This window comes from Streptomyces goshikiensis (assembly GCF_014650555.1).
GTDB classification, from domain to species: Bacteria; Actinomycetota; Actinomycetes; order Streptomycetales; family Streptomycetaceae; genus Streptomyces; species Streptomyces goshikiensis.
Genome location: NZ_BMVE01000017.1, coordinates 34,776 through 53,873, shown reverse-complemented (window position 1 = coordinate 53,873; position 19,098 = coordinate 34,776). Strand labels below are relative to the sequence as shown.

Annotated in this window: 18 protein-coding genes; 11 read left to right on the top strand and 7 right to left on the bottom strand. The window is 73.5% G+C overall.

Going from position 1 to position 19,098, the window contains the following annotated elements:
- Positions 1 to 23 precede the first annotated feature (23 nt).
- Both IE248_RS33000 and IE248_RS32995 read right to left on the bottom strand, forming a co-directional pair.
- Positions 24 to 1,979 carry an AAA family ATPase gene (locus IE248_RS33000; protein ID WP_037797183.1) on the bottom strand — a complete coding sequence of 652 codons (1,956 nt, stop codon included), beginning with the start codon at positions 1,977 to 1,979 and terminating at the stop codon, positions 24 to 26.
- Positions 1,980 to 2,367: 388 nt separating this feature from the next.
- Positions 2,368 to 3,030, bottom strand: coding sequence for a uridine kinase family protein (locus tag IE248_RS32995; protein WP_008743117.1), 663 nt, complete (start codon positions 3,028 to 3,030; stop codon positions 2,368 to 2,370).
- 145 nt (positions 3,031 to 3,175) lie between these two features.
- On the opposite strand from IE248_RS32995, the gene IE248_RS32990 reads away from it, so the two are divergent.
- The 5 genes from IE248_RS32990 to IE248_RS32970 all read left to right on the top strand — a co-directional run bounded on the left by IE248_RS32990 (position 3,176) and on the right by IE248_RS32970 (position 7,556).
- The gene (locus IE248_RS32990) at positions 3,176 to 4,546 is read left to right on the top strand and encodes a C39 family peptidase (RefSeq protein ID WP_190032621.1); all 1,371 of its coding nucleotides are present in this window, start codon (positions 3,176 to 3,178) and stop codon (positions 4,544 to 4,546) included.
- Between the two features lie 118 nt (positions 4,547 to 4,664).
- The gene (locus IE248_RS32985; RefSeq protein ID WP_008743119.1) at positions 4,665 to 5,087 is read left to right on the top strand and encodes an SPW repeat protein; all 423 of its coding nucleotides are present in this window, start codon (positions 4,665 to 4,667) and stop codon (positions 5,085 to 5,087) included.
- Between the two features lie 174 nt (positions 5,088 to 5,261).
- The gene (locus tag IE248_RS32980; RefSeq protein WP_106433416.1) at positions 5,262 to 5,435 is read left to right on the top strand and encodes an SCO1431 family membrane protein; all 174 of its coding nucleotides are present in this window, start codon (positions 5,262 to 5,264) and stop codon (positions 5,433 to 5,435) included.
- Between the two features lie 86 nt (positions 5,436 to 5,521).
- Positions 5,522 to 6,235, top strand: coding sequence for a TetR/AcrR family transcriptional regulator (locus IE248_RS32975; RefSeq protein WP_190032620.1), 714 nt, complete (start codon positions 5,522 to 5,524; stop codon positions 6,233 to 6,235).
- A 148-nt stretch (positions 6,236 to 6,383) separates the two neighbouring features.
- Positions 6,384 to 7,556, top strand: a complete 1,173-nt coding sequence (locus IE248_RS32970) for an acyl-CoA dehydrogenase family protein (protein ID WP_190032619.1) — start codon at positions 6,384 to 6,386, stop codon at positions 7,554 to 7,556.
- Between the two features lie 512 nt (positions 7,557 to 8,068).
- On the opposite strand, the gene IE248_RS32965 is transcribed toward IE248_RS32970, so the two are convergent.
- Positions 8,069 to 8,296: a hypothetical protein gene (locus IE248_RS32965; protein ID WP_008743123.1), complete on the bottom strand. Its 228-nt coding sequence runs from the start codon at positions 8,294 to 8,296 to the stop codon at positions 8,069 to 8,071.
- A 796-nt stretch (positions 8,297 to 9,092) separates the two neighbouring features.
- Here IE248_RS32965 and IE248_RS32960 point away from each other — a divergent pair.
- Together IE248_RS32960 and IE248_RS32955 are read left to right on the top strand one after the other, a co-directional pair.
- Positions 9,093 to 10,166 (top strand): Rv3169 family protein, encoded by a 1,074-nt coding sequence (locus tag IE248_RS32960; RefSeq protein ID WP_373301688.1) that lies wholly within the window; start codon positions 9,093 to 9,095, stop codon positions 10,164 to 10,166.
- A gap of 64 nt (positions 10,167 to 10,230) precedes the next feature.
- Complete coding sequence (locus tag IE248_RS32955) at positions 10,231 to 11,337, top strand: phosphotransferase family protein (protein WP_190032617.1); 1,107 nt, start codon at positions 10,231 to 10,233, stop codon at positions 11,335 to 11,337.
- A gap of 39 nt (positions 11,338 to 11,376) precedes the next feature.
- Here IE248_RS32955 and IE248_RS32950 read toward each other — a convergent pair whose 3' ends face one another.
- Positions 11,377 to 11,829 (bottom strand): hypothetical protein, encoded by a 453-nt coding sequence (locus IE248_RS32950; RefSeq protein WP_008743127.1) that lies wholly within the window; start codon positions 11,827 to 11,829, stop codon positions 11,377 to 11,379.
- Positions 11,830 to 12,048: 219 nt separating this feature from the next.
- On the opposite strand from IE248_RS32950, the gene IE248_RS32945 reads away from it, so the two are divergent.
- The 4 genes from IE248_RS32945 (at position 12,049) to fxsA (ending at position 16,006) form a co-directional block, all read left to right on the top strand.
- The gene (locus tag IE248_RS32945) at positions 12,049 to 12,489 is read left to right on the top strand and encodes an Lrp/AsnC family transcriptional regulator (protein ID WP_030240692.1); all 441 of its coding nucleotides are present in this window, start codon (positions 12,049 to 12,051) and stop codon (positions 12,487 to 12,489) included.
- 68 nt (positions 12,490 to 12,557) lie between these two features.
- A complete protein-coding gene (locus IE248_RS32940; protein WP_190032616.1) occupies positions 12,558 to 14,192 on the top strand; it encodes an amidohydrolase in 1,635 nt (544 codons plus the stop codon).
- Positions 14,193 to 14,462: 270 nt separating this feature from the next.
- Positions 14,463 to 15,347 carry a polyprenol monophosphomannose synthase gene (locus IE248_RS32935; RefSeq protein WP_190032615.1) on the top strand — a complete coding sequence of 295 codons (885 nt, stop codon included), beginning with the start codon at positions 14,463 to 14,465 and terminating at the stop codon, positions 15,345 to 15,347.
- Between the two features lie 80 nt (positions 15,348 to 15,427).
- Positions 15,428 to 16,006, top strand: coding sequence for an FxsA family membrane protein (gene fxsA, locus IE248_RS32930; RefSeq protein ID WP_190032614.1), 579 nt, complete (start codon positions 15,428 to 15,430; stop codon positions 16,004 to 16,006).
- Positions 16,007 to 16,129: 123 nt separating this feature from the next.
- Here fxsA and IE248_RS32925 read toward each other — a convergent pair whose 3' ends face one another.
- The 3 genes from IE248_RS32925 to IE248_RS32915 form a co-directional block, all read right to left on the bottom strand.
- Positions 16,130 to 16,504, bottom strand: coding sequence for an RNA polymerase-binding protein RbpA (locus IE248_RS32925; RefSeq protein ID WP_007262928.1), 375 nt, complete (start codon positions 16,502 to 16,504; stop codon positions 16,130 to 16,132).
- A gap of 323 nt (positions 16,505 to 16,827) precedes the next feature.
- On the bottom strand, positions 16,828 to 18,201 hold the full coding sequence (locus IE248_RS32920; RefSeq protein WP_190032613.1) for an MFS transporter: 1,374 nt from the start codon (positions 18,199 to 18,201) through the stop codon (positions 16,828 to 16,830).
- A 65-nt stretch (positions 18,202 to 18,266) separates the two neighbouring features.
- The gene (locus IE248_RS32915) at positions 18,267 to 19,037 is read right to left on the bottom strand and encodes a glycerophosphodiester phosphodiesterase family protein (RefSeq protein WP_008743133.1); all 771 of its coding nucleotides are present in this window, start codon (positions 19,035 to 19,037) and stop codon (positions 18,267 to 18,269) included.
- Positions 19,038 to 19,098: the final 61 nt, after the last annotated feature.

The following is a 19,098-nucleotide window of genomic DNA, read 5'->3' as shown; positions in this document are numbered from 1 at the left end:
GCCCCGGAGCCGCCGCCGACGCACTACATCGGCGGCGGCTCCGGGCGATCGCGGTCCTGCGGCCCACGGCCCGACAGGACCTCCCCGTACGCCTGCATCAGGTCCGCCAGCCGCAGCGTCGCCAGATCGTCCCGCGAGGGCTCCCCGGCGAAACCCGCCAGCCGCAGGTCCCGGTAGGCGCAGCTCTTCTCGTACAGGGTGCGCAGGAAGCGCCCGTTGCCCAGCTCGTCGATCCAGCCCTGCTCGACCACGTGCCCGCTGATGCTGCGCAGCTCGTCGAGGGCCTCCTCGTCCCAGCGGTCCCCGTTGGCGTCCGCGAGCACCCCGCCGATCGCCGTGAGCTCCAGCGGCCGGTAGCTCGGGAAGTCCACGCGGGTCGTGAACCGCGAGGACAGCCCCGGGTTGGTGGCCAGCAGCCGGTCCATCCCGGCCGGATAGCCCGCCAGGATCACCACCAGGTGGTCCCGGTTGTCCTCCGCCCGCTTCAGCAGCACCTGGAGGGCCTCGTCCCCGTACGCGTCGCCCTTGCTGTAGCCGGAGTTGGACAGGCTGTACGCCTCGTCCACGAACAGCACCCCGCCGATCGCGGAATCGATCAGCTCGTTCGCCTTCACGGCCGTCTGTCCCAGGAACTCGCCCACCAGGTCCGCCCGCTGCGCCTCCACCAGGTGGTCCCCGCCCAGCAGCCCCAGCGCGTAGAACACCCGGCCCAGGATCCGGGCCACCGTGGTCTTGCCCGTGCCGGAGGGCCCCGAGAACACGAAGTGGCGCTTCGGCGGCTGCACCGGCAGCCCCTGACCGGCGCGCAGCCGGGCCATGTGCAGTTGCGCGGACAACGCCTTCACCTGCCGCTTCACCGGCTCCAGGCCGACCATCCGCTCCAGCTCCGCGAGCGCCTCGGCCAGGGCCCGCGGATCGGCCGGCCCGGGCGGCAGCCCCACCGGGGCGCCCTGCGGCGGTACGGACGCCTTGCGCCGTACGCCCTGCGTCCGGCCCGCGTCCGACGGCGGCGCGAACCGCTGGCCGGGCGGCTCCGGCGCGGCCGGCGGATCGCCGTCCAGCTGGCCGTCCGCCGCGATGTCCTGCACGGGACCGCCGCCCCCGCCCAGCGCCACCGCCGCGAAGTCCCCGCCGAGCGGGGACAGGCCGTGACCGGCGACCCCTCCGGCCACGTGCCCGCCGAAGCCCGCGTAGCCGTCCGCGCCGTCGACGTAGTCGCTGTCCTCGATCGCCGTCAGCCGCGCCGCCGTGTCCATGAACGCCGGATCCACCCGGTGCACGGCCCGGTACAGCGGCAGCGCCGCCGCACTGCGCCCGGTGCCCTCGTGCGCCCGCGCCAGCCAGTAGCGCAGCTCCTTGCGCTGAGGCTGCTCGCTGCGGCAGCGCATCAGCGCCGTCGACAGCAGCGGCTCGGCCTGCCCGTACATCTCCAGCCGGACCCGGGCCATCCCGCCGAACAGCCCCGCCTCGATGCCCAGCAGCGGATCGTCCACCAGCGGCTCGGTGTGCCGGACCAACTGCTCCCAGTCCTTGACCAGATACGCCCGGCAGGCGTGCAGGAACCGCACCTGCGGATCGGTGTCCACCGGCGGCAGGGCGGCCAGCGCCTGGTCCAGCTCCGGTACGTGGCGGCCGTCCAGCCAGTGCGAGGCGTGGGCGAGCAGCAGGTCCCGGGGGCTCTCCAGCACCGGCTGCACCCACCAGCCCAGCCAGTACCAGGAGTTCAGCGTCCGCCGGTGCCGGGCCCGCTGCTCCCCGAACCGGTCCCGGTGGGCGTACATGCGCAATAAGGCGTTGGTGGTGTCCACCCGGAGGGCGTGCAGGCCCAGCCAGGCGTCGGCCATCGCCGGATCGAGCCGTACGGCGGCCCGGAACTCCTCCTCGGCCTGCGGGTACGCGCCCATGGTGCAGGCGTCGACCCCGCGCAGCCAGGCGAGTTCGGCCGGGGCGTGCGTGCTGCCCGGAGTGCCGAAGTCCATCACATCCCCCACAAGCCTGCCCCCGTGGTGCGCGGCAACCCCCGCGCGGCACGCGTGAGTTGTTCCTGCGCCGATGAAATCAGGGCTGCATCGTACCTGCGGTTACGCACCTTACGTAGGGTGCGGCGGCCACCGGTGGCGCCGGTGCGCCGAGGGCGCACGGTGACTCAGGGTGAACGATCGGGGCGGTACGGGGGCGGTACGGGGGCGCGGAGCGGCGGTGCGGAGCGGGCCGCGGACAGAACGAAGCCCCCGATCACGGGGGAACAATCGGGGGCTTCGCGTCCGCCGCGGCCTTCGCAGGCCGTGCACGGAGAACGTACGGCGGCCGCGGGCCCCCGGTCAAGCGCGTCGGAGCGGGCCCGCGCGGGCGGATTTCCGGGGCGGCTCAGGCCTGGGGGAGCCCGTCACCATCAGTGACAGAAGGGGAGGTTCCTGAGGTCGCACCCGTCCCGGAAGACCACTCGTATCCCGTACCGCTCTGGCGTACCAGGGTGTCGGCGAAGGGGCGCGAAGGGTCATCCGAGAAGTGCGCGAGCTCCGCGCGCTCCCATCCGTCCCAGAAGTCGGAGAGTTCACGCCCGTCCCGGTTTCGCCCGCGCCCCCAGGACCGCGCGCGCGGCGTCTCCATCCACAGCAGCCGCGCCAGGTGCGGCCGCAGCGCCCGCCGGCCGGCCCCCACCCCCTCGACGAGCAGCAGCGGCACCGGGTCGAGCACCCGCTCCGGTCCGAAGCGGCGCCGGACCCAGTCGTACGGGGCCCAGTGCGCGGGCCGCCCGGCGGCGAGCGGCTCCAGCACCTGCGCGCGCAGCCGTTCCTGCCAGCCGAAGAGCTCCTCGTGGGTGGCGATGTCGTCGAGGTGCAGCACCGGCACCCCGCCGAGCGCCTCGGCGAGCCGCCCCGCGAAGGTGCTCTTGCCGGAACCGGCGTGCCCGTCGATGCCGATCAGGCGCACGGGGCCGAGCGAGGGGGGCAGCCCGGCGAGCTCGCGCGCCAGGGATTCGAGTGACTCATGTGACTCGTCAGACTGATGTGACCTGCGTGGCTCCACCCGGCCAGCCTAGAGGGCGGGGTACCGGCACCAGGGCGCCCGGGATGTCACCCCGACGCGGAGTCGTGGCTTCGGCACCCGGGCACCGGGAACTGGAAGGGTGGAGCAGCCGACCCACCAGACCGACCCCAGGGGGGCCACGCCGATGACCGCAGCCACACCACGCCGGGCCCTGCTGGCCGTCGCCCTCGCGGCCGCCGCCACGGCCACCGTCCCCGGCGGCCGCTCCTCGGCCGCCGGAGCCGCCCGTGGCGCCCGTACCGGGGGAGCGGCCACCCCGGCGACGGTCGACAACCGGTTCTGGTACGCGCACGCCCACTGGCTGGCCGGCACCCACCACGGCACCGCCGCCGCCGAGGGCGACCGGCCAGCCCTGCGCATCGACACCCCCGTCGGCCGCACCGAGTACCAGGACCCGTACACCGGGAAGAAGACCACCTGGGAGTACGCCACCTGGACCTCCCCGGTCCACCGCCCCGCCGTACCCGCCACCGAGGCCATCGCCTCCTGGAACGCCCGCACCCCGGCCGGCACCTGGATCCAGATCGAGCTGCGCCCCACCTACACCGACGGAGCCACCGGCCCCTGGTACGTGATGGGCCGCTGGGCCGCCGGGGACGGCGACATCCGCCGCACCTCCGTGGACGGCCAGACCGACGGCAAGAGCACCGTCTGGACCGACACCCTCGCCGTCGACCACCCGCAGAGCGGGCTGCGGATCAGGGACTGGCAGCTGCGGCTGACCCTCCACCGCAGGCCCGGCGCCGACGGCGGACCGCTGGTCTGGCTGGCCGGCGCCATGGTCTCCGACGTCCCGGACCGGTTCACCGTCCCCGCCTCCGCCCCCTCCTCCGGCGGGGCGCACGAACTGACGGTCCCGCGCTACTCGCAGGAGACCCACAAGGGCCAGTACCCCGAGTACGACAACGGCGGCGAGGCCTGGTGCAGCCCCACCTCCTCGCAGATGATCATCGAGTACTGGGGCGGCAGGGCCAGCGCCGGCGCCCTGGCCTGGGTCGACCGCGCCTACAAGGACCCGCAGGTCTGCCACGCGGCCCGCTCCACCTACGACGCCGCCTACAAGGGCTGCGGCAACTGGCCCTTCAACGCCGCGTACGCCGCCACCTACCGCGGGCTCGGCGGCGTCGTCACCCGGCTGGGCTCCCTCGCCGACCTGGAGACCCTGGTCCGAGCCGGCATCCCCGCGATCACCTCCCAGTCCTTCCGCCCCGAGGAGCTCACCGGGGCGGGCTACGGCACGGCCGGCCACCTGATGACCGTCATCGGCTTCACCGCAGCCGGAGACGTGATCGCCAACGACCCGAACTCGGCCGACAACGCGGCCGTCCGCCGCGTCTACAAGCGCGCCGAATGGGAGACCATCTGGCTGCGCACCAAGCGCCACAACACGGCCGGCAAGGTCGTCTCGGGGAGCGGGGGCATCTGCTACCTCTACGGCCCGGCCCGGCCGAACCCGGCCCAGATCGCGGCGCTGAGGGCGGTCGGGGTGCTGTGAGAGCGGGGCCGGAAAGAGGCCGGACATACCGTCGCCGCAACCGTTGACCGCGAGGTATGACAAGCGCAATATGGGGCATAAAGGGCGTATAAACGTTTCTACGCGGAGGCGGCCCACCATGACCACTCACAGCATCGAACACCACCCGGACCTCGCCGAGATGAGGACGCGGTTCGAGCGGGTCACCAGTACCCCCGCCGCGCAGGCCGTGGAGGCGCTGGCCCTGATCACGGGCCTGTACCTGGCGGCCTCCCCGTGGATCGCGGGGTTCAGCGTCCTGGGCGCGCTGGCCGTCAACAACCTGATCACCGGCCTGGCCTACTGCGTGTGCATGAGCGGGCTCGGCTCCGCCTACGAGCGCACCCACGCGATGGCCTGGACGGCGGTCGGCCTCGGAGCCTGGACGATCGTGGCTCCCTGGGTCATCGCCGGCAATGTCGACACGACCCGCACCGTGGTCAACAACGTCATCACCGGCGCCGTCGCCCTGTGCCTCGCCCTGGTCATGGCCGGAATGGCGGGCCGCGAACGCACCGCCTGACCCCGAGCACGCCGGGCCCCGGTCGCGATCCGGCCGGGGCTCGACGATGTCCGGGGCGGGGGAGGGGGAGCGGGAGCGGAGGTCGGGGAGGACCGGCGCCGGCGGCGTGACGTGCGCCACGAGTGACCAGCATCATCTACCGCGAAAGCCGCGAACGCTGGCACATTGGACGCCATGACCGCGACCGCAGACCCCACCGCCACCGCTGCCACGGATCTCACCGCCCGCGCCCGGAACCTCCTGCGCACCGGCGGCCCCGAGGACGGTTCCTCCTGGCTGGAGCACGTGCTCGGCTGGACGCTGGTGGTCGTCGTCGCCATGTTCGTCACCCAGGTCGGCTGGCTCTGACGCCCTCCTCCCGGCCCGGGTCCACCCTCCAGGGCGGCTCTGCGATACTTCCGGCATCCTGAGGCAGTTCGAGGCTGGGGCCGGATTTGAACAATAGTCAACAGCGTGGCTCGACCCTGCGCTCGCAGACCCGCAGAGCGGAACTCATCGCGATCGGGCGGCGGTTGTTCGCCGACACCTCGTACGACGCGCTCTCCATGGACGACATCGCCAAGCAGGCGGGCGTCGCCAAGGGGCTGATCTACTACTACTTCACGAGCAAGCGCGGCTACTACCTCGCCATCGTCGAGGACTCCGTCGCCGAACTCGTCGCCCGCGCCAGCGGGGACACCGACCTCCCGGGCGTCGAGCGGGTGCGCCGCACCATCGAGGGCTACCTCGCCTACGCCGAGCACCACCAGGCCGCGTACCGCACCATCGTCACCGGCGGCGTCGGCTCCGACGCCGAGGTGCTCGCCATCCGGGACGCCGTCCGCGAGGAGCTGGTGGCCGCCATCGCCGAGGGTGCGTACGGGCGGCGCGAGATCCCGCCGATCGCCCGGCTCGCGCTGGTGGGATGGCTCGCCGCGGTCGAGGGGACGACGCTGGAGTGGATCGCCGCACCGGCCGACGGCGCCGACGGCGCCGACGGGGTCGACGGGCGGCCGGACCGGGACCGGCTCGGCGCCCTCCTGGTGCGCCAGCTGCGCGCCACGCTCACCGTCATCGGGGAGTTCGTCCCGGAGTGTCCCCCGCCGCCCCTTCCCGAAGGACCGTTCGGTCAGGCCGATGATCTTGCCCCGGTGACGGGACGCGCCTGATCGGGCATACTCAAGCCGCCGCAGCCACTGATCAGCCCCTTTCGTGATCCGAAAGGGCAGCATCGGCTGTGAGAGCACCGAGATCCGGCGTCGCGTCCCACACCTTCACGCGCCGCCGCCGTGCCCGACCAGGGAGGAGAGCGCCGCCATGACAGACCGCGCCCCGCAGCCGGTGGACCGTCAGCTGCCCACCGAGGAGTCCCGGGACCTCCTCGCCCTCGTACGTGAGATCGCCCAGCGGGAGATCCGTCCCCGGGCCGCCGAGGAGGAGGACTCCGGGCGCTTCCCCCGCGAGGTCTTCACCCTGCTCTCCGAGGCCGGGCTGCTCGGTCTTCCGTACGACGGCAGCTTCGGCGGCGGTGAGCAGCCGTACGAGGTCTACCTCCAGGTCCTGGAGGAACTCGCGGCGGCCCGCCTGACCGTCGGCCTCGGCGTCAGCGTGCACTCGCTGGCCTGCCACGGCCTGGCCGGCTACGGCTCCAAGGAGCAGCAGTCCGCCCACCTGCCCGCGATGCTCGGCGGCGGGCTGCTCGGCGCGTACTGCCTGTCCGAGCCGGCCGCCGGTTCCGACGCGGCCTCGCTGACCACCAAGGCGGTGCGCGACGGCGACGAGTGGGTCATCACCGGCACCAAGGCCTGGATCACCCACGGCGGCGTCGCCGACTTCTACACCGTGCTGGCCCGCACCGGCGCGCCCGGCCCGAAGGGCATCACGGCGTTCCTGGTCCCGGGCGACGTGGAGGGCCTGACGGCGGCCGTCCCCGAGAAGAAGATGGGCATGAAGGGCTCGCCCACCGCCCAGCTGCACTTCGACGGGGTCCGCGTCCCGGACTCGCGCCGCATCGGCGAGGAGGGCCAGGGCTTCACCATCGCGCTGGCCGCGCTGGACGCCGGCCGCCTCGGCATTGCGGCCTGCGCCGTCGGCGTCGCCCAGGCGGCGCTGGACGAGGCCGTGACCTACGCGCTGGACCGCAAGCAGTTCGGCCACCCCATCGCGGACTTCCAGGGCCTGCGGTTCATGCTGGCCGACATGGCGACGAAGATCGAGGCGGGCCGCGCGCTGTACCTCGCGGCGGCGCGGCTGCGGGACGCGCGTAAGCCGTTCTCCCGGCAGGCGGCGATGGCCAAGCTGTTCTGTACGGACGCGGCGATGTCCGTCACGACGGACGCGGTCCAGATCCTCGGCGGCTACGGCTACACGGCGGACTTCCCGGTGGAGCGGCTGATGCGCGAGGCGAAGGTGCTCCAGATCGTGGAGGGCACCAACCAGATCCAGCGCATGGTCATCGCCCGCCACCTGGCAGGCCCCGAAACCCGCTGACCAAACCCGCCCACGCCGCTCCCGACCCCCACCCCGCCCCGCGCGACGGTACCCGGGCGCGTCTGGAGCGGTCAGCCGCCGAGACGGCCCCCGGCCCGGCAACCCGGGGCCCGGCGGCCGCGCGTCGGCTACGAGCCGAGCGTTGGCGGGCGCCGCGCGTTGGCCACGTGCCGCGCGTCGAGTCCCGCCCCGCGCGGCGGGACTCGGGGTGTGCCGGGAGCGGTCGGCCGCCGAGCCGGCCCGAGGTACGGCGGCCGCGCGTCGGTCATGTGCCGAGCGTTGACCACGAGCCGCGCGTGGCGGCTACGAGCTGAGCGTCGGCCACGAGTCGCGCGTCGAGTCCCGCCCTGCGCGGCGGGACTCGGGGTGTGTCTGGAGCGGTCGGCCGCCGAGGCGGCCCGGGGCGTGGCGGCCACGAGCCGCACGTTGCCGAGCGTCGGCCACGCGGCCACAGGCTGCGCGTCGAGTTCCGCCCCGCGCAGCGGCGCGTGCCGCGCCCGGCGCGGGGGCGGTCAGCTGCCGAAGAGCGGGCCGCTCGGCCAGATCGGCGAGGTGATGACCTGGGACCACTCCGGGTCGCCGTGACCCGGCAGGGTCCGGCCGTCGTCGGACCAGCGGGCCAGCAGGTCGCGGTAGATGGGCGGATCGGGGTGCCGATGCTGAACCGATTCTTCGTAGCCGGGCGGCATCGGCCGCCGACGGCGCCCCGTCCGTGGCGTGGCAGTCTCAAGCGTCGTCATACCGGGCCAACGCGCCATCGCACCCCCGGTAACCGCCCCCACCCCACGCCCATCCGTTCGACGTGTCCCCACCCCTCCCACAGGCGGCAGGGCTTCACCGCCGAGCGCGTCCGCGTGGTCGCGACCGGGAGGGGCAAGGCAGCGGTCGCGTGCCGCTGTCGGCCGCCTTCCCCGCCGAAGGGGAGCCCGACGGCCGGATGAACGCGCCTGCCGGCCGCCGTGGCGCTCTCGGACCGCTGAGCCCGGAGCCGTGCGCGCGGACCGGCTAGCCGCGAACCTCCTCGCCCCGCCCCGTCGGCCGCCGCGGCGCCCTCGAAACGCTGAGCCCGGAGCAGCGCGGACCGGCTCGCCACGCACCTCGTCGCCCCTGCCCAGCCGGCCGCGGCGGAGCCCTCGGTGCGCTGAGCCCGGAGTCGTGCGCGGGCCGGTTCGCCGCGCACCTCGTCGCCCCCGGCCTGCCGGCTGCCGCGGCGCCTCGGAGCGCTGAGCCCGGAGCCGCGGGGACCGGCTCGGCGTGAGCCTCGTCGCCCCCGGCCGCCGCGCGGCCCTCGGGTCGGGGCCCGCCGGTGGCGCGGGGGCGGGGCGGCGCGCCCGGCGCCCCCCGTAAAGCCGCGGCCAGCGGAGCGGCATGGAATGACGGGGTGTCAGTACATGCCATAACTCTGGCCCCCGGCGCGCCTTCTGACGTACCGTCATATCCGCCGCTCCGCCCGACCCCGCGCCCAGGAGGTTTGCCGTGCCCGCGGACCGTCCCGTACCGCTCGACGAATACCCCATCCACCAGGCCCCGTTGTCGATGCGCCACCTCGTCAGCGGCGACCGGAACGCCTACGACCGCTGCATCTTCCACGTCTTCGACCACGCCGGCCGCGCCGTCCTCATCCTCGGCCTCGGCGTCTACCCCAACGCCGGGGTCATCGACGCCTACGCCACCCTCCGCGTCGGTGACGAACTCCTCGCCGTCCGCGCCTCCGACGCCCTCTCCGACGACCGCATGAACCTCTCCGTCGGCCCGCTCCGGATCATCGTCGACGAACCCCTCAAGCGGATCACCCTCCAGTGCGACGCCGACCCCGCCGACCCGGAAGGGCTCTCCTACGACGTCACCTGGACCGCCGAGTTCCCCGCCGTCTGGGAGCCCCACCACGTCCAGCGCCGCGGCGACCGCCTGATGCTCGAAGGCCGCCGCTTCGTCCAGGCCGGCCACGTCACCGGCACCCTCCGCGCCAAGGGCGAGGAGTACGCCCTCACCCCCCACGAGTGGACCGGCACCCGCGACCGCAGCTGGGGCGTGCGCCCCCTCCCCGGCGAGGACGGCGGCCGCGCCGCCGAGGAGTACCGCCCCGAGGGCTTCCACTGGCTCTGGATCCCCGTCCGCTTCGAGGACCGGTTCCTCATGGTCATCACCCAGGAGGACGCCGACGGCCACCGCACCCTCAGCGAAGCCGTCCAGGTCTTCCCCGAGGGCGCGGGCCGGGGCGACGTCCAGCTCGGCTGGCCCCACACCGAGATCCGCTACCGCCCCGGCACCCGCCACCCCGAGAGCGCCGTCGTGCACCTCACCGACCCGGCCCGCAAACCCCTCGAACTCGGCGTGGAGATCCTGGCCTCCTCCCCGCTCGCCGTCGGCGCCGGATACCCGCCCGCCGCCGACTGGCAGCACGGCACCTGGCAGGGCCGCGGCTGGAGCGACCGCCGCGTCTACGACCTCTCCGACCCCGCCGCCCACCCCACGGCCGCCTTCGGGGTCACCGACCACTCCGCCCGCTTCACCCTCGACGGCCGGACCGGCTTCGGCGTCTTCGAGCACGGCAGCTTCGGCCGCCACGACCCCAGCGGCTTCGCCGACTACGGCTCCGTCGCCCAGTGACCCCCGCCGAAGCGGCACGCCGCATCCCGTACGCGGGCACGCGGCAGGACAGGAAGGGCACCCCATGACGGCCGCGGCATCCGCACCACGTCCCCGCACCACCACCCGCGAGCCCGGGGAACTCGGCCGGCGCCTCGCCGCCTGGCTCGACACCCGGCTGCCCGGCGCGAAGGTCACCGGCGCCCGGGTCCCCGGCTCCAACGGCATGTCCAGCGAGACCCTGCTCTTCGACCTCGAACACCCCGACGCCCCGGTCCGCACCTGCGCACTGCGCCTCGCCGCCGACCCGGCCGCCTACACCGTGTTCCCCACGTACGACATGCCCCGCCAGCACCGTGTGATGAGCCTGGTCGCCGAGCACACCGACCTGCCCGTCCCGCGCACGCTGTGGCTGGAAGAAGACCCCCGCCCGCTCGGCGCCCCCTTCTTCGTCATGGCCCGCGCCGAAGGCCGCGTACCGCCCGACGTCATGCCCTACACCTACGAGGGCAACTGGCTGCACGCCGCGACCGACGCCGAACGCGCCGCGCTCCAGGAGGCGAGCATCTCCCTGCTCGCCCGCCTGCACGACCAGTTCCCCGCCAAGGAGGCCGAGTTCCTCCTCCCGCCCGGGCCGGGCAGCCCGCTGCGCCGCCACGTCGACGCCCAACGCGCCTACTACGACTGGGTGGTGGCCGGTCTCGCGCCCTCCCCGCTACTGGAGCGCGCCTTTCGCAGGCTGGAGGAACTCTGGCCCGCCGACGAGGGCCCCGCCGTCCTCAACTGGGGGGACGCCCGCATCGGCAACGTCGTCTACGAGCCCGGGGGCTTCGCCCCCGTGGCCGTCCTCGACTGGGAGATGGCGGCCCTCGCCCCGCGCGAGGTGGACCTCGGCTGGACCGTCTACCTGCACCGCTTCTTCCAGGACCTGACGGTGAGTTTCGGCCAGAGCGGCCTGCCCGACTTCCTGCGCCGCGAGGACCTGGAGCGCCGCTACGCCGACCTCACCGGACACGCTCCGCGCGACATGGAGTTCCACACCCTGTACGCCGCGCTGCGGCACGGGATCGTGATGCTGCGCATCGCCTACCGGCAGGCGCACTTCGGGGAGATCGAGATCCCGGCCGACCCGGACGGCCTGATCCTGCACCACGCCAGCCTCGCCGCCATGGTGCAGGGCACGTACTGGTGACCCCGGCCCGGTGAGCCCGGCCCGGTGAGCCCGGCCGGCTCAGGCCGCCTGCGCGTGCTGCCGCATCTGCGGCGGCAGCGCCGCCGCCGGCACCCGCACGGGACGCGAGCCCGGGCCGCCGACGTGCGAGAACGGCTGCGTCCGCCAGTCCAGCCCCTGCGGCAGGGTCAGCAGCACGACGGGCTCCAGCTCCGGCTCCTGCGCCTCGCCCTCCCCGTGCAGCGTGCCCACGGTCGGCAGCGCGTCGGAGACCGGCCGGCCCGTACCCGCGCACACCGTCAGCCCGAACGGGTTCCACGGGGTCAGGCAGAGCGCGTGCTGCGGGAGGTGCTCCTCGTCCGCCACGAGCGCGATCGACTGGCCGCAGTCGGGGCAGATCGCGTGGTGGATCTCGAAGCCCTCGGCGTCTTCGAGGTAGTCGTCGTCCTCGGAGTCGACGAGGAGTTCGAGGGGCTCCGGTTCGGTGCGACCGGCGCGCTTGGTGTTCAGCATGGATGTACTCCCCCTTGGGTGGGCCGGGCGGGCAGGTTCTTCGGCCACGGCCACAGCAAGCACTTCCCGTAGCCCGGCACGAGTAACCAACAACGGACCGGCATACGCCCTCTCACTCCTGTGGCCTTGGTCACATGCCCGGCGCAGGTGCCGGTTCATCCATGGACACCGCTGGGCGCGGAGCGGTGTTGGGCCGTAGGTTGTGCGGCTATGAGCGCAATGGAGGAGCTGGACCGCCAGATCGTAGACCTGCTCGTGCGGGACGGGCGGATGAGCTACACGGATCTGGGCAAGGCCACGGGACTGTCCACGTCGGCGGTCCACCAGCGGGTACGCCGCCTGGAGCAGCGCGGCGTGATCCGCGGCTACGCCGCCGTCGTCGACCCCGAGGCCGTCGGGCTGCCCCTGACCGCCTTCATCTCGGTCAAGCCCTTCGACCCGAGCGCCCCGGACGACATCGCCGAGCGACTCGCCGGCGTCCCGGAGATCGAGGCCTGCCACAGCGTCGCGGGCGACGAGAACTACATCCTCAAGGTCCGCGTCGCCACCCCGCTGGAGCTGGAGGACCTGCTCGGCCGGCTGCGCGCCCTCGCCCACGTCTCCACCCGCACCACCGTGGTCCTCTCCACCCCCTACGAGGCCCGCCCGCCCCGCGTGTGACCGCAGGGCGCCGCCCGCCCGGGGGGCCGCGGTCGGAGCGCCCGTACGGACCCGCGAGACTGGTCCGCATGACTGACCGCACCGCCGACTCCGCCACCGCCGCCGGAGCAACAGCACCGCACCGAACCGTCCTGCTGCGCCGCGGCGAAGTGCACAGCCCCGCCGACCCCTTCGCCACCGCGATGGTCGTCGAGCGCGGCCACATCGCCTGGGTGGGCTCCGAGGGCGCAGCCGACGCCTTCGTCCAGGGCGTCGACGAGGTCGTCGACCTCGACGGGGCGCTCGTCACCCCCGCCTTCACCGACGCCCACGTCCACACCACCTCCGCCGGCCTGGCCCTGACCGGGCTGGACCTCTCCACGGCCCGCTCCCTCGCCGACGCCCTCGACCGGGTGCGCGCGTACGCCGACGCCCGCCCCGCCGACCGGGTGCTCCTCGGCCACGGCTGGGACGCCGCCCGCTGGCCCGAGCGGCGCGCCCCGCGCCGCGAGGAACTCGACCAGGCGACCGGCGGCCGCCCGCTCTACCTGAGCCGCATCGACGTGCACTCCGCCGTCGTCACCACCGCCCTGCTCGACCTCGTCCCCGGCGTCCGCACGCGCGACGACGAACCGCTGACCCGGGACGACCACCACGCCGTACGGGCCGCCGCGCTCGACGCCGTCACCCCGGCCCAGCGCGCCGAGGCCCAGCAGGCCGCCCTGGACCGCGCCGCCTCCCTCGGCATCGGCTCCGTGCACGAGTGCGGCGGCCCCGGCATCTCCTCCGCCGAGGACTTCACCGCCCTCCTGGAGCTGGCTGCGAGCCGCCCCGGACCGCGCGTCTTCGGCTACTGGGCCGACCGCGACCTCGACCGCGCCAAGGCCCTCGGCGCGGTCGGCGCCGCCGGCGACCTCTTCGTTGACGGCGCCCTCGGCTCCCACACCGCCTGCCTGCACGCCCCGTACGCCGACGCCGGCCACACCGGCACCGGCTACCTCGACGCGCCGGCCGTCGCCGAACACATCGCCGCCTGTACGGAGGCGGGCCTCCAGGCCGGCTTCCACGCCATCGGCGACGCCGCCATCACCGCCGTCGTCGAGGGCGCCCGGGCCGCCGCCGCCAAGGTCGGCCTGGACCGCGTCCGCGCCGCCCGGCACCGCGTCGAGCACGCCGAGATGATGACCCCCGACACCATCGCCGCGTTCGCGGAACTCGGCCTCACCGCCTCCGTGCAGCCCGCATTCGACGCCGCCTGGGGCGGCGCGGACGGCATGTACGCTGACCGCCTCGGCGCCGACCGCGCCCGGACGCTCAACCCCTTCGCCGCCCTGCTCAAGGCCGGTGTGCCGCTCGCCTTCGGCTCCGACGCGCCCGTCACCCCGCTCGACCCGTGGGGCACCGTCCGCGCCGCAGCCTTTCACAAGACGCCCGAGCACCGGATCTCCGTACGGGCCGCGTTCACGGCCCACACCCGGGGCGGCTGGCGGGCGCTGGGCCGCGACGACGCGGGCGTCCTGGTGCCCGGCGCCCCCGCCGACTACGCGGTCTGGCAGACCGGGGAACTGGTGGTCCAGGCCCCCGACGACCGGGTCGCCCGCTGGTCCACCGACCCCCGTTCCGGCACCCCCGGACTGCCCGACCTGAGCCCCGGCCGGGACCTTCCGGTGTGCCTCGCCACGGTCGTGGGCGGCCGGGAGGTATTCGTACGCCCACAGGGGTGATCCGGCGGGCCCCGGTTCGGTACGGGCGGCCGGACCCGGATAGGTTCGGCCGGGTCCACCATCAGGACGTCCGTACCGGAAGGATCCGTGAGCTCAGCGCGCCCGCGCCTCGGGGGCGAGGGAAGGTTTCGCCGGGCGGCGGTGGCCCCGGATCGGAGCCCGGAGGTCCAGTAGACAACGGTCCCGGGGGCCCGCAGCCAGCGGGAACCGGACCGGCCCGAAGGACCGCGGGCTCCGATCGCTGTTCTAAAATCATCCTCCTGTGACGTGATGTCGGACGAGAACACACAAGGGGACCCAGTGAGCGACGGCGGACCACGGAGCTACGGCCCACTCGGCACGGCTCTGGTGATCATTCCGACCTACAACGAGGCCGAGAACATCGGGCTGATCGTCGGGCGCGTCCGCGCGGCGGTGCCCGCCGCCCACGTCCTGGTGGCCGACGACAACAGCCCCGACGGCACCGGGAAGCTCGCCGACGAGCTGGCCGCCTCCGACGACCACGTCCACGTCCTGCACCGCAAGGGCAAGGAGGGCCTCGGCGCCGCCTACCTCGCGGGCTTCTCGTGGGCCCTGGAGCGCGACTACGGGGTCGTCGTCGAGATGGACGCCGACGGCTCCCACCAGCCGGAGGAGCTGCCCCGGCTGCTCACCGCCCTCGCCGGCGCCGACCTGGTGCTCGGCTCCCGCTGGGTCCCCGGCGGCCGGGTCGTCAACTGGCCCAAGAGCCGCGAGGTGCTCTCCCGAGGCGGCTCCACGTACTCGCGGCTGCTCCTGGACGTCCCGATCCGGGACGTGACCGGCGGCTACCGCGCCTTCCGCCGCGAGACCCTGGAGGGCCTGGGCCTGGAGGACGTGGCCTCGGCGGGCTACTGCTTCCAGGTGGACCTGGCCCGCCGGGCGGTGCGCGAGGGCTTCCACGTGGTGGAGGTGCCCATCACGTTCGTCGAGCGCGAGTTCGGCGACAGCAAGATGAGCAAGGACATCGTCGTCGAGGCGCTCTGGAGGGTCACCCAGTGGGGCCTGAAGGCCCGCACCGCCAAGCTGACCGACCTGGCCCTCGGCAAGAGCGACCCGAAGGCCGAGGCGAAGGCCGAGCCGGAGCCCAAGACGGAGCCCAAGGCAGATCCCAAGACGGAGTCCAAGGAGGGCTGACCCCGCCCGCGGGCCCCTAGGGGATGTCCGGTACCTCCGACTGAGGCCGCTTTTACACCGACCCAGGCACACTGGACGGTATGACGACCGGCATTTCGACGGCCCCCCGACGGCGCTCGCCCGTCCGTACGTTCCTCCCCCTGGCGGTAGCCGCCTGGCTGATCCTGGAGATCTGGCTGCTCAGCCTGGTCGCGAGCCAGGCCGGCGGGCTGGCCGTCGCCGCGCTGCTCGCGGGCGCGATGGTGCTGGGCGTGGTGGTCATCAAGCGCGCCGGGCGGCGTGCCTTCAAGAACCTGACGGAAACCTTCCAGCAGGCTCAGCAGGGCGTGCCGCCCACGCCGCAGCAGCCGGGCGGCGGCAACGGGCTCACCATGCTGGCCGGCCTGCTCCTGATCATGCCGGGTCTGCTGTCCGATGCCGCGGGGCTGCTCCTGCTGCTCCCGCCCGTCCGCGCCCTGGTCAGCCGCCGGGCCGCGCGCTCCCTGGAGCGCAAGATGGCCTCGGCGCCCGCCGGGTCCTTCGGGGACGCCTTCCAGCAGGCCCGCATCCACTACCCGGACGGCAAGGTGGTTCCGGGTGAGGTCATCCAGGGCGAGGTCGTCCGTGAGGACCGGCAGCAGGGCCCCGACACCGGGTACCGGCCGCCGCTGACCCCCTGATCCCGGCGCTCCACGCCCTGACCGGCGTGGAGCGCGAACGGCGCAGCGGAAAACCGAGGGGCCCCCACCACATCGGATGTGGTGGGGGCCCCTCGGCTTTGTCGCTCGTGCTCAGTCCGGCTGTCAGGCGGACTTGCGGCTGTCCCGCGGATGCACGGCAATGTTCATGGCGCCGGAACGAAGGACCGCCAGCCTCTCGGCCAGCACTTCCTCCAGCTCCTCGCGGGTGCGTCGCTCCATGAGCATGTCCCAGTGCGTTCGCGCAGGCTTGCCCTTCTTCTCTTCGGGCCCGTCCCCGTCCACCAGGAGTGCCATGGCGCCGCACGCCTTGCACTCCCACTCCGGCGGAATTTCTGCCTCAACCGAGAACGGCATCTCAAATCGATGTCCGTTCTGGCATGCGTACTCCACCGCCTGGCGCGGGGCCAGATCGATGCCGCGGTCCGTCTCGTAGCTGGTAACCACGAGCCGCGTACCGCGGAGAGCTCGCTCACTCATGAATCGTGCCTCCCGGGCTTGTCGCCCACAGGACAGGTGTCGCTGTCGTCGTCATCCGGTCAACGTCCGGTCGGCGGTATAGATTCCCGCTCCGGGTCATGCGTCGCCCGTCGTGCCGCCCCTTGTTGTACCCACCAGTGCCCGTTTTGTCACATCTGGCAGCAGATGTCACCCAACGTCTTCACTTCTTTAGCGCGCAGTAACGGTCCGCCTGGCAGGCCAAAGGCGTACACTACCGGCCCTTGGCTTCAACGTCGAAATCCGTTCGGAATTCGCCAGAGAATTCGGTCACACCGTCACTCCCGCATACCCTCGGATCCCTCTCAGATCCGCTCGGGAACAGGATTCCCCGCCGCCCGCACCGCGCGCCGCACCGGCACCCTGGCGAGGAGCACGAAACCCAGTGCGAAGAAGAACACCAACGAGATGATCGCGTCCCGGTAGCTGCCCGTGACCTGATAGGTCAGGCCGAACACCAACGGCCCCACCCAGCTCAGCCCGCGGTCGCTCATCTCGTACGCGGAAAAGTACTCGGCTTCCTTGCCCGCCGGCACCAGATGCGAGAACAGCGAGCGCGACAGCGCCTGGCTGCCGCCCAGCACCAGCCCGATCATCGCCGCGAGCGCGAAGAACCACACCGGCGTCCGGGCCGGCAGGAAGTAGCCCGCCGCCAGGGTCAGCCCCCACGCGGCCAGCGACCCCAGGATCGTCCGCTTGGCGCCGTACACCCGCGCCAGCCGCCCCATCCCCAGCGCCCCGACCACCGCCAGGACCTGCACCAGCAGCACCGCCACGATCAGCGTGGACTGCTCCAGCTCCAGCTCCTCCGAGCCGTAGACCGAGGCCTGGGAGATCACCGTCTGGACGCCGTCGTTGTAGATCAGGTACGCGAGCAGGAACGACAGGGTCAGCGGATAGCGCCGCATGTCCTTCAGCGTCGCGACGAGCTGGCGCCATCCGCTGACCGCCGGCCCCGCCCCCGGCTCCCGCACGACCGCCCGGTCCCGCAGCCTGCGCAGCGGGATCAGCGCGAAGGCCCCCCACCACAGGCCCGCCGAGGCCAGGCAGATCCGCACCGCCTCGCCCTCGGAGAGGCCGAAGGAGTCGTGCCCCTGGTAGAGGACGAGGTTCAGCAGGAGGACGAGCGCGCCCGAGGTGTACCCGAAGGCCCAGCCCCGTGAGGAGACGGTGTCCCGCTCGTCGGGCGTCGAGATCTGCGGCAGGAAGGCGTTGTAGAGCACCATCGACACCGCCAGCGCCGCGTTGGCCACGACCAGCAGCAGCCCGCCCAGCAGATAGCGGTCGCCGTCCAGGAAGAACATCCCGGCCGTCGCCGCCGCACCCGTGTACGCCGTCACCGCCAGCAGCGGCTTCTTGCGCCCGGTGCGGTCCGCGACCGCCCCCACCAGCGGCATGATCAGCACGGCCACGATCACCGAGACCGACACCGTGTACGCGAAGTACGAACCGGCCCGGACCGGAATGCCCAGCGGGTGGACGTACCCCTCGGAGTCCGCGGCGGCCTTCGCCACCGCCGTCAGGTACGGCCCCAGGAACACGGTGAGCACGCTCGTCGAGTAGACCGAGCACGCGAAGTCGTAGAAGTACCAGCCGTGCTGTTCGCGCTTGCGCGCCGCGGCGCCGGCTCTGCCGTCCTCGGCCCCCGGTTCCGCTTCTTCCGTCGTGCGCACACTCACCTGGTGTCCCCTCGCTGGTCCCCGCCACCGCCCCGACGCCGGGCCGCGGGCGGGCGCGGGCATCGTCAGGCCCAGGCCCCGCGCTGCTCCAGCACCGTGCGCAGGATGTCGATCCGGTCGGTCATGATGCCATCGACACCCAGATCGAGCAGCGCCCGCATGCGTTCCGGTTCGTTCACGGTCCAGACGTGCACCTGGAGTCCCCGCGCGTGCGCGGTGCGTACGAAGCGCTCGTCGACCACCCGGACACCGCCCTGGGTCTCCGGAACCTGCGCCGCCACCGCACCCACCCGCAGCGCGAACGGGATCGCCAGCGAGCGCAGCCGCAGGCCCAGCACCCCGCGCACCCCGTACGAGGTCGCCAGCCGTGGGCCGGCGATCTTCTGCGCCCGGGCCACCCGGCCCTCCGAGAACGAGCCCACGCACACCCGGTCCCAGACGCCGGCCCGCGCGATCAGGTTGACGAGGGGGTGCACCGCCGACTCCGCCTTGACGTCGATGTTCCAGCGGGAGTCCGGGAACTCCTCCAGGAGCTCCTCCAGCAGCGGCAGCGGCTCGCTGCCGCCGACCCTGGCCTCCCGCAGCCGGCTCCAGGGCATCTCGGAGATCCGGCCCCGCAGGTCCGTGACCCGGTCCAGGGTGGAGTCGTGGAAGGCGACCAGCTTCCCGTCCAGCGTGGCGTGCACGTCGGTCTCGAAATACCGGTAGCCCGCGTCGGCCGCGCGGCGGAACGCGGCGGTGGTGTTCTCCAGCCCGTCGGCGGCCCCGCCGCGGTGCGCGAAGGGGATCGGACCCGAGTGGTCCAGATACGGGTGGCGGGGGCGTCGTTGCGTCACGGCGGCAGTATGCCCCCTGTGCGGCGCCCCGCCCGAACGACCCCTCGGCCGGTTCCGTGCC

Excerpts from the sequence above, each read along its gene's own strand:
- IE248_RS33000 (WP_037797183.1), bottom strand. The coding sequence starts at position 1,979 with ATGGACTTCGGCACTCCGGGCAGCACGCACGCCCCGGCCGAACTCGCC.
- IE248_RS32990 (WP_190032621.1), top strand. The coding sequence starts at position 3,176 with ATGACCGCAGCCACACCACGCCGGGCCCTGCTGGCCGTCGCCCTCGCG.
- IE248_RS32985 (WP_008743119.1), top strand. The coding sequence starts at position 4,665 with ATGACCACTCACAGCATCGAACACCACCCGGACCTCGCCGAGATGAGG.
- IE248_RS32980 (WP_106433416.1), top strand. The coding sequence starts at position 5,262 with ATGACCGCGACCGCAGACCCCACCGCCACCGCTGCCACGGATCTCACC.
- IE248_RS32970 (WP_190032619.1), top strand. The coding sequence starts at position 6,384 with ATGACAGACCGCGCCCCGCAGCCGGTGGACCGTCAGCTGCCCACCGAG.
- IE248_RS32965 (WP_008743123.1), bottom strand. The coding sequence starts at position 8,296 with ATGACGACGCTTGAGACTGCCACGCCACGGACGGGGCGCCGTCGGCGG.
- IE248_RS32960 (WP_373301688.1), top strand. The coding sequence starts at position 9,093 with ATGCGCCACCTCGTCAGCGGCGACCGGAACGCCTACGACCGCTGCATC.
- IE248_RS32955 (WP_190032617.1), top strand. The coding sequence starts at position 10,231 with ATGACGGCCGCGGCATCCGCACCACGTCCCCGCACCACCACCCGCGAG.
- IE248_RS32950 (WP_008743127.1), bottom strand. The coding sequence starts at position 11,829 with ATGCTGAACACCAAGCGCGCCGGTCGCACCGAACCGGAGCCCCTCGAA.
- IE248_RS32945 (WP_030240692.1), top strand. The coding sequence starts at position 12,049 with ATGGAGGAGCTGGACCGCCAGATCGTAGACCTGCTCGTGCGGGACGGG.
- IE248_RS32940 (WP_190032616.1), top strand. The coding sequence starts at position 12,558 with ATGACTGACCGCACCGCCGACTCCGCCACCGCCGCCGGAGCAACAGCA.
- IE248_RS32935 (WP_190032615.1), top strand. The coding sequence starts at position 14,463 with ATGTCGGACGAGAACACACAAGGGGACCCAGTGAGCGACGGCGGACCA.
- fxsA (WP_190032614.1), top strand. The coding sequence starts at position 15,428 with ATGACGACCGGCATTTCGACGGCCCCCCGACGGCGCTCGCCCGTCCGT.
- IE248_RS32925 (WP_007262928.1), bottom strand. The coding sequence starts at position 16,504 with ATGAGTGAGCGAGCTCTCCGCGGTACGCGGCTCGTGGTTACCAGCTAC.